The organism is Actinosynnema sp. NPDC020468 (assembly GCF_040642015.1).
In the GTDB taxonomy this organism is placed as follows: domain Bacteria; phylum Actinomycetota; class Actinomycetes; order Mycobacteriales; family Pseudonocardiaceae; genus Actinosynnema.
This window is the reverse complement of the sequence record NZ_JBFAEO010000074.1, coordinates 22373-32609: the sequence shown is the minus strand read 5'-3', so window position 1 is coordinate 32609 and position 10237 is coordinate 22373. Positions and strand designations below refer to the sequence as shown.

Genomic DNA, 10237 nt, shown 5'->3' with positions numbered 1-10237 from the left:
CCGGTGTGGGTGCCGGTGTTGCCCGCGCCCTTGTAGAACTTCACCCCGGTGATCGACCCGTTCACCGACGGGGTGAACCGGACACCCGCACCGACGTGCCGGTCACCACGTGCCGGGTCGCGCTGCCCGGTCCCTGCACGCCGTCCGCCCGCCGGGCGCGCACGCCCTCGGCCAGCTCGCCGTGACCCCGCCGGACCTGCGCCGGCACCAGCCCGCGGTCGGGCATCACCCACTCCGCGTCGGGCGCGACCAACGCCAGGTACTCCTCCACCGTGCCGTCGTCGGCGGTGTGCGCGAGCCGGGCCACCACGTCCGCCACCAGCACCAGGTCGTCGATCACAGGCCCACCCGCGTCCCGACCAGGTCGCGCAGCGCGCGCGAGGAGCCGAACAGGAGCTGGTTCGCCTTGGCGCGCTTGAGGTACAGGTGCGCGTCGTGCTCCCAGGTGAAGCCGATGCCGCCGTGCAGCTGGACCGAGTCGGCCGCCACCGCGAAGAAGACGTCCGTGCACACCGCCTTGGCCAGCGCGGCGGGCACCTCCCCCGGTTCGCGGGTCGCGCGCCAGGCCGTCGACGCCGCGCCCTCGACGGCCACCAGGTGGTCCGCGCACCGGTGCTTGAGCGCCTGGAACGACCCGATGGGCCGGCCGAACTGCTCCCGCGTTTTCAGGTACTCCACGGTGAGGTCGAGGCAGGTCCGGGCCGCGGCCGCCGACTCCGCCGCGAGCAACGTCCACAGTGGACCGGGCAGGCCCGCGCCGCCGACCCGTCGACCACCGGAGAACTCCACGTCCGCCAGGTTCCGGGTCTGGTCGAGCGCGACCCGGTGCCGCGCCACCACGTCCGACGCCACGACCACGTCGTCGCCGGTGTCCACCAGGAGCAGGTCGACCGCCGCGCCGTGCACGACGTTCGTTCCGCCGTTCACCGCCACGGACACCGACAGGCCCAGTTCGGCGATCGAGGTCAGCACCTCGTCGGCCTCCGGCGTGCCGCACCCGGCCAGGTACGCGGTCGCGGCGAGCGTGGTCAGCACCGGTCCCGGCACGAGCCGGCGGCCGAACTCCTCGACCACCACGGCCGCGTCGGACAGGGTCAGGCCCAACCCGCCCAGGCGTTCCGGGACCAGCAACGCGGTCACGCCCAGCTCGTCCACCGCCCGCCGCCACAGCGCGCGGTCGTAGCCGTCGGCCGAGGTCATCGCGGCGCGCACGGCCGTCATGGGCGCGTGCCGGTCCAGGAACGCGGCGACGGAGCGGCGCATCTCGCGCTGTTCGGTGTCCTTCATCGAGTCGGTCATCAGGCGCGCTCCCGCGGCAGGCCGAGCAGTCGTTCCGCGACGATGGTGCGCTGCACCTCGTCGGTGCCGCCGTAGATCGTGTCGGCGCGGGTGTAGAGGAACAGCCGCTGCGCGTCGGTCAACTCGTAGGGCGGTCCGTCGGTGACCAGCTCGCCGGCGACGTCCACCGCCAGCTCGCCCAGGTCGCGGTGCCAGCGCGCCCACTGGAGCTTGGAGATCGAGCCCTCCAACCCCGGCACGCCGTCGCCCGCCGACTGGAGCGTGCGCAACGCCGTGCAGCGCAACACCTCCAGCCCGATCCACGCGTCCACGACCCTGGCCCGCAGCACGGGGTCGGCCAACGCGCCGTTGGACCGGGCCCGCTCGACCACCGCGTCCAGTTCGCGCGCGAAGCCGACCTGCTGGCCGAGCGTGGCGACACCGCGTTCGAACGCGAGCGTGGCCATCGCGACCCGCCAGCCGTCGCCCTCCTCCCCCACCAGGTTGTCCGCCGCGGTCACCGCGCCGTCGAAGAACACCTCGTTGAACTCCGAGGTGCCGGTGAGCTGCGCGATGGGCCGCACCGTCACACCGGGCTGGTCCATCGGCACGAGCAGGTAGGACAGGCCCGCGTGCCGGGTGCCGGAGGTGCGGGCGAGCACGAAGCACCAGTCGGCGACGTGCGCGAGCGAGGTCCACACCTTCTGCCCGTCGAGCACGTACCGGTCGCCGTCGCGGACCGCGCGGGTGCGCACGCCGGCCAGGTCGGAACCCGCGCCCGGCTCGGAGTAGCCCTGGCACCACAGCACCGAGCCGTCGAGGATGCCCGGCAGGAACCGGCGCTGCTGGTCGGGCGTGCCGAACGCGAGCAGCGTGGGTCCGACGAGCTGTTCGCTCATGTGCCCGAGCCGACCGGGCGCGCCGGCCCGCGCGTACTCCTCGTGGAAGATCACCTGGCGGGCCAGCGACAGGTTCCGGCCGCCCTTGTCCTGCGGCCAGCCCAAGCCGGTCCAGCCGCCCTCGCCGAGCCGCCGTTCCCACTCCCGGCGGCGGTCAAGGGCCTCGTGCTCGTGGCCGGGTCCGCCGGTGCCCACCACGTCGGCGAAATCGCCGTGCAGGTTGGCGTGCAACCACGCGCGCACCTCGGCGCGGAACTTCTCGTCGTCGGCGGTCAGCTCCACGTCAGGCTCCGTAGACCGGAGGGGCGGGCTCGGACTTCGCGACCAGGTCGGCGATCACCGGTCCGAGCTCGTCGGCTTCCCAGCGGCCGTCCTTGACCGCGGGCGGACCGTGCCGCCACGGGTCGGCCAGCGACACCTCGCCGCCGGAGACCTCGAACACCCGGCCGGTCACGGTCGCCTCCGCGCTGCCCAGCCAGACCACCAGCGGCGAGACGTTGGCCGGGTCCATCGCGTCGAACCCGCTCGTCGGCCTGGCCATCGCCTCGGCGAACACCGCCTCGGTCATCGGGGTGCGCGCGGACGGCGCGATCGCGTTCACCAGCACGCCGTACCGGGCCCACTCGACGGCCGCGATCCGGGTCAGCACCGCGATGCCCGCCTTGGCCGCCGCGTAGTTGCCCTGGCCGACGCTGCCCAGCAACCCCGCGCCGGACGAGGTGTTGACCACCCGCGCGGCCACCGGCGACCCCGCCTTGGCCCGGTCCCGCCAGTACGCGCCGGCGTGCCGCATCGGGGCGAAGTGGCCCTTGAGGTCGACCCGGAGCACCTGGTCCCACTCGTGCTCGGTCATCGTCACGAGCATCCGATCGCGGTTGATCCCGGCGTTGTTGACCAGGGTGTCCAGCGTCCCGTAGGTGTCGACGGCGGTGCGCACCAACTCCCGCGCGTAGGCCCAGTCGGCCACGTCACCGGTGCTGGCCACCGCCTGCCCGCCCGCCGCGGTGATCTCCTCGGCCAGCACGCGCACGCCGTCGCCCACGTCGTTGAGCACCAGCCGGGCGCCCCGCCTGGCGAACTCCCACGCGTGGGCGAGTCCGAGACCCTGCCCCGCGCCGGTGACGACCACCGACCGTCCCGCACCCATCACACGCCACCTCCGCTGTCGTCCGTGCAGACAAGCACACCGCGTGTTGACCACGCAAGCAAGCGCTTGGTAGAGAGTGCGCCGACCGCACCGACACCAGGGAGTACCGGATGGCGATGTTCCGCGCACTGCGACACCCGTCGTTCCGGCTGCTGTGGGGCTCGGTGTTCCTCGGCCAACTCGGGTACTGGTTCGCGAACATCGCGTTCCAGTGGGAGGTCGCCCACCGCACGGACAACGACCCGGTCGCGCTGGGCGTGCTCTACTTCGTCGGCTTCACGCCCTACCTGGCGTTCTCGCTGTTCGCGGGCGTGCTGGCGGACGGCCGGGACCGACGGCTGCTGCTGGTCGGCATCCAGGCCGCGTCGGTGGCGGTCGCGCTGGCGTGCTTCGGGTTGACCCTGGCCGACGCGACACCGCCCGCCGTCGTGCTGGTGCTGGCGTTCCTGGCCGGCTGCGTGATCACGTTCCTGTCGCCCGCGCACCAGTCGCTGATCGCGAACGTGGTGCCGGCCCGCGACCTGGGCAGCGCGGTGCCGCTCCAGGCCGCCGGGTTGAACCTGGCCCGGATCGCCGGTCCCGCGCTGGCCGGTCCGGCGATCCTGCTGGCCGGCTCCACGGCGGCGTTCGCGATCTTCACCGCGACGTGCGTCGGGTCGGCGCTGCTGGCGTGGCGGATCAAGGTGCCCGCGCGGGCCAGGGTGGTGGCGACCGAGAGCGTCGGACGGCGACTGGTCGGCGGGTTGCGGCACGCCCGCGAGCGCCCGCCGACCGCGATGGCCCTGCTGGTGGTCGCGATCGCGTCGATGTTCGGCTCGACGTTCCAGGCCCAGTTGCCGCTGCTGGGCGCACGGGTGTCGGCGGACGGCGGGACCGCGTTCCTGACCCTGGTCGTGCTGGGCGGGCTCGGGTCGCTCGTCGGGGTGCTCCTGGTGGCCCGCAGGCGCGCGCCGCTGCCGTTGCCGGCCACCGCCGTGCTGCTCGCGGTGCTGGGCGCGATCGTGTCCGTGCTGGGGTACGTGCGGTCGTTCCCGCTGATGGCGGTGCTGATGGCGGTCGCGGGCGGTGTCCTGTTCGGGGTGATGACGTCGATCAACACGCTCATCCAGCACGTGGTGGACGACGACCAGCGCGGTCGGGTGCTGAGCCTGTACTTCATCTGCTGGGGCGGTCTGCTGCCGGTCGCCGGACTGGCCGCCGGCGCGTTGATCGCGCTCGCGGGCATCGGGACCGCGTTCGCCGTGCTGGGCGGCGTCACGGCGGCGTTCGGCGTCGGCATCGCGGCCAAGGCGTTGACTCGTCGTCCGACGGCTGCTTAGCTTCGACCAAGCGCTTGCTTGGCCACGGGAGGTGCGGTGCGGGACTTCGACGGACACGAGGGTGTGGCCGTGGTGACCGGCGGCACGGGCGGCATCGGCGCCGCCGTGTGCCGGCTCCTGGTCGACCGCGGGTGCGCGGTCGACTTCACCTACCGGTCCAACGAGGCGGCGGCACAGGCACTGGTCGCCGAGCTCGGACCGGTGGTGCGGGCGCACCGTCTCGACCTCACCGACCACGGCGCGGTGGCCGCGCTGGTCGGCAGGCTGGACGCGCACACCGTGGTGCACGCGGCCGGTCCGCACATCCCGATGGCGCACCTGTCCACCGTGGACCCACGCCGGTACGCGGCCCAGCTGGACGAGGAGGCCGCCGCGTTCTTCTCCGTGGTACACGCCGCGCTGCCGTCGTTGCGCCGCCGCCGGGGATCGGTGGTGGCCGTGACAACCGCCGCGACCACCCGCTACCCGGTGCGCGACGGCCTGTCCTCCGGCACGAAGGCGGCCGTGGAGGCGCTGGTCCGGGCGTTCGCCGCCGAGGAGGGCCGGTACGGCGTGCGGTTCAACAGCGTCGGGCCGGGGATGCTCACCGACGGCATGGCCGACCGGCTGATCAGCTCGGGCGAGCTGGACGAGCACGCGCTGGCCGTCGCCAAGCGCTCGATCGCGTTGCGCCGCTTCGGTTCCGCCGCGGACGTCGCGGAGGCGGTCGCGTTCCTGGCGTCGCCGCGCGCCGGGTTCGTCAGCGGCCAGAAGCTGGACGTGGACGGCGGCTATGGGGTGTGAGGACGGGGTCCGGGCCGCCGTGCGGCGCTACTGCCGCGGCGTGGACCGGATGGACGAAACCCTGCTGCGGCAGGCGTTCCACCCCGACGCGCGGATCCGGATGGGCGACGCGGTCGACGGCGGCGTGGACGACCTGGTCGCGTTCCTGTGGCGCTTCCTGCCCCGGCGCGCGATGACCATGCACTACGCGTGCGACGTCCTCGTGGAGCCCGTCGGCCCGACCGCCGCGCGCGCCGAGACCTACGGGTTCGCCGTGCAGCGCGGACCGGACCTGGTCACCGGGTTCCGCTACCTGGACCACCTGGTCGCCCACGAGGGTCGCTGGGTGATCACCGACCGGACCACCACGACCGAGTGGGTGTCCACCGACCACCCCGCCCCGCTGCCGCCGGGCGTTCCCACGGGCATCCGCACGCACCCCACGGAGGGCACACGATGAGCACACCCCACTTCGGCTTCACCCCGGGCGACGTCGTGGTCGTCACCGGCGCGGGCAGCGGCATCGGCCGCTCGGTGTCGCTGCACGCCGCCGAGCTGGGCCTCGCGGTCGCCGCGTGGGACCTGGACGGCGCCAGTGCCGCCCGCACGGCCGCCGACGTGGTCGAGGCCGGCGGTCGGGCGGTGGCGGTGACCGCGGACGTGGACTCGCCGCACGCGGTGGAGGCCGGGTTCGCGGTCAGCCGGGAGCTGGGCGTGGTCCGGCACCTGGTGAACAACGCCGGACCGTCGTCGGCCGCGGACCTCCCGTTCGACGACGCGATCCGGATCAGCGTCGGCAGCGTGCGCCGGGTGACCGACGAGTGGCTGGCGCCCGGCGCGCCCGAGGGCGCCTCGCTGGTCAACATCGCCTCGGTGGCGGGCAACCTCATCGGCACCGGCTCGGACTGGTACAGCGCGGGCAAGGCCGCGATCACCGGCTACACCCGGCACCTCGCGGCGTACCGCAGCGCCGAGGTGCGGGCCAACGCGGTCGCGCCCGGCATGACCGACACCCCGCGGCTGGCCGGGTTCGCGGCGAGCCCGGTCGGGCAGCGCGCGCTGGAGCGGATCCCGTTGGGGCGCATGGCCTCCCCGGACGACATCGCCTGGGTGGTGCTGTTCCTGCTGTCCCCGCTCGCCGGGTACGTCAACGGCGCGTTCCTGCCGGTGGACGGCGGCTGGACGGTCACCCAGTGAGCCCGCACACCGAGGAGAGCGTGGCCCGGTTGACCGACGCGGCCCGCCGGGTGGTGAACGCGGTCGTGCTGGCCGGTCCGGACGCCGCGGACGCCACCGCGCTGGCCGCGACGCTGAACGCGGTCGCCGAGGAGTTGGAGCGCCGCGCGCCGAGCCGGGAGGAGCGGATGCGCCGGATGTGGGCGCCGCTGGACTCCCGGCCGCACAACCTGGTCGACGGACCGGAGAACCCGCTCGCGCCGCCGCTGCGCATCGACCGCGAGCAGGACGACTCGGTGCGCGCGCGGGCCGTGTTCGGGCTGCCCTACCAGGGCCCGCCCGGTTTCCTGCACGGCGGCGTGTCCGCGCTGGTGATGGACCACGTGCTCGGGCTGGCCACCATCTGGGCGGGCGACACCGGGATGACCGCGCGGCTGACGCTGGACTTCCGCCGCCCGGTGCCGCTGTTCGAGCAGGTCGACGTCACCGCGCGCCAGGTCGGCGTGGACGGCCGCAAGATCCGCGCCACCGGCACGATCTCGGCCGGCGGCACCGACTGCGTGGTCGCCGAGGGCCTGTTCGTGACACCGAGGCCCGCGTGAGGTTCGGGCTGATCCCGCCGGTGGTGCTGCGCGGCGCGGACGCGTGGGAGGACTCCGCGGGCGTCGAGGAGCTGACCCGGATCGCCGAGGCCGCGGACTCCCTGGGGTACCACCACATCACGTGCAGCGAGCACGTCGGCGTGCCGACGGCGGTGGCGGAGGTGCGCGGCGGCCGGTACTGGGACCCGTTGGCCACCCTGGCCTTCCTGGCCGCGCGGACCACGTCGCTGCGCCTGCTGACCAACGTGCTGGTGCTCGGCTACCACCACCCGCTCGCGGTCGCCAAGTCCTACGGCACGCTCGACCGGCTCAGCGGCGGCCGGGTGCTGCTCGGGGTCGGCGTCGGCAGCCTGGAGGAGGAGTTCGCGCTGCTGGGCGAGCCGTTCGAGGACCGGGGTCCGCGCGCGGACGACGCGCTGCGGGCGTTGCGCGCCGCCTGGGGCCGGCCCGCCCCGTCCTACTCGGGCCCGCACTACGCGTTCGAGGACTTCCTGGTCGACCCGCACGCCGTGCGGACGCACGTGCCGCTGTGGGTGGGCGGTCGGACCCGGCGGTCGTTGCGGCGCGCGGTGGACCTGGGCGACGGCTGGATGCCGTTCGGCCTGACGCCCTCGCGCGTGCGCGCCGAGGTGAACCGGTTCGACGTGCGACCCGGCTTCGAGGTCGTGCTCCAGTCGGACTTCCTGGACCCGATCGGCGCGCCGGACCGCACGCTGTCCCAGGTGGACGACCTGGACGCGGTGTGCACGACGCTCAACGTCCGGTTGACCGCCCGCGACGTCGGGCACCACCTCGAGCAGCTGCACGCCCTCACCGAGCTGTGGCCCGGAGGTGTCGCCCGATGAGCGTCGAGGAGCGGTTGGCCGCCGTGGAGGAACGGCTGCGCGCGGCCGAGGACCGGTTGGCGCTGCTGCAACTCGTGGCGACCTACGGTCCGGCGGTGGACAGCGGCTCGGCCGGGCAGGCCGCGGGGTTGTGGGCCGAGGACGGCGTCTACGACACGTTCCCGGTGGTGCTGGAAGGTCGGGACGCGATCCGGGACATGGTGACCGGCGAGCTGCACCAGGGCCTGATCGCCGCCGGCGCGGCGCACCTGCTGACCCTGCCGCACGTCGAGCTGGACGGCGACCGGGCCGTGCTGACCAACCACTCCCAGCTCGTGTTGCGCGACGGCGACGGCTTCCGGGTGTGGCGCACCGGGGTCAACCGCTGGGAGTGCGCGCGGACCGCCGACGGGTGGCGGGTGGTGAGCCGGGTCAACCGGCTGCTGGACGGCTCGCCCGGGGGCCGCGCCGTGGCGGGCGCGGCCTTCGGGTGATCACGCCTCGTTCGGCAGGTTCGTCCAGCCCTTGCGGTCGGCGCGGGCGTACCAGCCGGACGCGGCCAGCGTGCCGCCGTCGACCGGGATCGTGTGGCCGGTGACGAACCGCGCGTCGTCCGAGGCCAGGAACTCCACCACGGCCGCGTAGTCGTCGGGTCGCCCGAACCGGCCGGCGGGCACCCAGGTGCGCACCAGTTCCGGATCCCGGCCGCGCAGCATCAGCTCGGCCGGTGTCTGCGGGGTGTCGGCGAGGTCGGGCGCGATGGCGTTGACCCGGACGCCGTGCCGCGCCACGTCCACCGCGAGACTGCGGGTGAACGCGACGACACCGGCGTTGAAGGCCGCGTAGGGCGCGGCGTACGGGATGCCCCGGAACGCCTCCACGGTCGCGTTGTTGACCACCGCGCCGGACCGCCGGGCGACCATGGCGGGCAGCAGCGCGTGGCACACCCGGAACACGTGCAGCAGGTTCAGCTCGTACAGCTGCTGCCACTGCTCCTCGGTGCTGTGCAGGAAGCTCCGCGCCGCGGGCCGGAAGTCGCCGACGTTGTTGACCAGCACGTCCACCCGCCCGTCGGCCACGGCGAGCGCCGCGTCCCGCAGGCGCGCGACCACCTCCGGGTCCCGGATGTCGCCGACCACGACCGTGCAGCCGCCGCCCTGCTCCGAGATGTCGTGGCGCGCCTCCCGGGCGGCCCGCTCGTCCACGTCGTTGAGCACCACGTGCGCGCCCGCGAGCGCCAACCGCCTGCTGATCCCGCCGCCGATGCCGAGCGCTCCCCCGGTGACCACCGCCACCTGTCCCTCGAGCCTGGTCATCGCAACCCCAGCCGTTCCGCGCAGGCGGACAGTTCGTCTTGCAGCAGAAGGAGGTCCGCACTGTCCGAAGTGGACAGCACGACCCGAGTGGCGCCCAGCGCCGCCAGCTTCGCGGCCTTGTCGAGGTCGATCCGCGCCGCGTGGTGCCCGAGCGACAGCTCCAGCGCGTCCGGGTCCCGCCCGGCCCGCCCGGCCTCCTCGCGCATGACGGCGACCAGCCGGCGCACCTCGTCACCGGTCGCGCCCAGCGGCTGGAGCCCGTCACCGCGTCGACCGGCCCGGCGCGCGGCGGCCGTGCTGTGCCCGCCGACGTGGATCGGCACCCGGTGCGCGGGCTTGGGGTGGCTCAACGCGTCGGCGAACCGGAAGAACTCGCCCTCGTGGGTGGCCGGACCGTCGGCCCACAGCGCGCGCAGCACGTCGATCTGCTCGTCGGCCCGCCGACCCCGGGTGCCGAAGGCGACCCCGCAGGCCTCGACCTCCTCGCGCATCCACCCCATCCCGACGCACAGCCGCACCCGTCCGCCGGACAGCGCGTCCACGGTCGCGACCCGCTTGGCGAGCCCGACGGGGTGGTGGTTGGGCAGCACCAGGACGCCGGTCGCGAGACCGAGGGTGGTGGTGCGGGCGGCGAGGAACGCGAGCAGGTCCAAGGGGTCGGGGACCGGGCAGTCGTCGGCCACGCCCATCCGGCCCGACGGCGCGTACGGGTAGGCGCTGCGGTAGTCCGCGACCACCACGGTGTGCTCGACCACGACCACCGATTCGAACCCGCACGCCTCGACGTGCCGGGCGAACCCGTCGATCCACGCCGGGTCGGCGGACTTCCCGACGGCGACGGGCACTACGACCGCGTACTCCACCCCACCTCCCAACCAAGCGATTGCTTGGCAACCTAGCACAGCGATTGCGGG

Annotated in this window: 14 protein-coding genes; 7 read left to right on the top strand and 7 right to left on the bottom strand. The window is 74.2% G+C overall.

Going from position 1 to position 10237, the window contains the following annotated elements:
* The 5 genes from AB0G50_RS33895 to AB0G50_RS33875 all read right to left on the bottom strand — a co-directional run.
* Positions 1-65, bottom strand: a 65-nt coding sequence (locus AB0G50_RS33895) for a hypothetical protein (protein ID WP_360117441.1), incomplete at its 3' end; no start/stop codon positions are given.
* On the bottom strand, positions 62-340 hold the full coding sequence (locus tag AB0G50_RS33890; protein ID WP_360117444.1) for a nuclear transport factor 2 family protein: 279 nt from the start codon (positions 338-340) through the stop codon (positions 62-64). The genes AB0G50_RS33890 and AB0G50_RS33895, both read right to left, overlap by 4 nt.
* Positions 337-1299, bottom strand: coding sequence for an acyl-CoA dehydrogenase family protein (locus AB0G50_RS33885; RefSeq protein WP_360117438.1), 963 nt, complete (start codon positions 1297-1299; stop codon positions 337-339). The genes AB0G50_RS33890 and AB0G50_RS33885 overlap by 4 nt, the downstream gene beginning before the upstream one ends.
* Complete coding sequence (locus AB0G50_RS33880) at positions 1299-2459, bottom strand: acyl-CoA dehydrogenase family protein (protein WP_360117435.1); 1161 nt, start codon at positions 2457-2459, stop codon at positions 1299-1301. Before AB0G50_RS33880 ends, AB0G50_RS33885 begins: the two co-directional genes overlap by 1 nt.
* A 1-nt stretch (position 2460) precedes the next feature.
* Complete coding sequence (locus tag AB0G50_RS33875; RefSeq protein WP_360117432.1) at positions 2461-3324, bottom strand: SDR family oxidoreductase; 864 nt, start codon at positions 3322-3324, stop codon at positions 2461-2463.
* 110 nt (positions 3325-3434) lie between these two features.
* Between AB0G50_RS33875 and AB0G50_RS33870 the strand changes: the two genes are divergently transcribed.
* From AB0G50_RS33870 to AB0G50_RS33840, 7 genes are read left to right on the top strand one after another with little or no spacing between them, the layout of a single operon-like run.
* Positions 3435-4643: an MFS transporter gene (locus AB0G50_RS33870; protein ID WP_360117429.1), complete on the top strand. Its 1209-nt coding sequence runs from the start codon at positions 3435-3437 to the stop codon at positions 4641-4643.
* A gap of 36 nt (positions 4644-4679) precedes the next feature.
* Entirely contained in the window at positions 4680-5426 is a 747-nt protein-coding gene (locus AB0G50_RS33865; RefSeq protein ID WP_360117426.1) for an SDR family oxidoreductase, read from the top strand.
* Entirely contained in the window at positions 5416-5865 is a 450-nt protein-coding gene (locus AB0G50_RS33860) for a nuclear transport factor 2 family protein (protein WP_360117423.1), read from the top strand. The genes AB0G50_RS33865 and AB0G50_RS33860 overlap by 11 nt, the downstream gene beginning before the upstream one ends.
* Positions 5862-6602 (top strand): SDR family oxidoreductase, encoded by a 741-nt coding sequence (locus AB0G50_RS33855; RefSeq protein WP_360117420.1) that lies wholly within the window; start codon positions 5862-5864, stop codon positions 6600-6602. The genes AB0G50_RS33860 and AB0G50_RS33855 overlap by 4 nt, the downstream gene beginning before the upstream one ends.
* Entirely contained in the window at positions 6599-7183 is a 585-nt protein-coding gene (locus AB0G50_RS33850) for a PaaI family thioesterase (protein WP_360117417.1), read from the top strand. The genes AB0G50_RS33855 and AB0G50_RS33850 overlap by 4 nt, the downstream gene beginning before the upstream one ends.
* Positions 7180-8028, top strand: coding sequence for an LLM class F420-dependent oxidoreductase (locus AB0G50_RS33845; protein ID WP_360117414.1), 849 nt, complete (start codon positions 7180-7182; stop codon positions 8026-8028). Before AB0G50_RS33850 ends, AB0G50_RS33845 begins: the two co-directional genes overlap by 4 nt.
* On the top strand, positions 8025-8501 hold the full coding sequence (locus tag AB0G50_RS33840) for a nuclear transport factor 2 family protein (RefSeq protein WP_360117411.1): 477 nt from the start codon (positions 8025-8027) through the stop codon (positions 8499-8501). The genes AB0G50_RS33845 and AB0G50_RS33840 overlap by 4 nt, the downstream gene beginning before the upstream one ends.
* Here the strand turns inward: AB0G50_RS33840 and AB0G50_RS33835 are convergent, their stop codons facing one another.
* Positions 8502-9323 (bottom strand): SDR family NAD(P)-dependent oxidoreductase, encoded by an 822-nt coding sequence (locus AB0G50_RS33835; RefSeq protein ID WP_360117408.1) that lies wholly within the window; start codon positions 9321-9323, stop codon positions 8502-8504.
* Complete coding sequence (locus AB0G50_RS33830; RefSeq protein WP_360117405.1) at positions 9320-10186, bottom strand: LLM class F420-dependent oxidoreductase; 867 nt, start codon at positions 10184-10186, stop codon at positions 9320-9322. Before AB0G50_RS33830 ends, AB0G50_RS33835 begins: the two co-directional genes overlap by 4 nt.
* Positions 10187-10237: the final 51 nt, after the last annotated feature.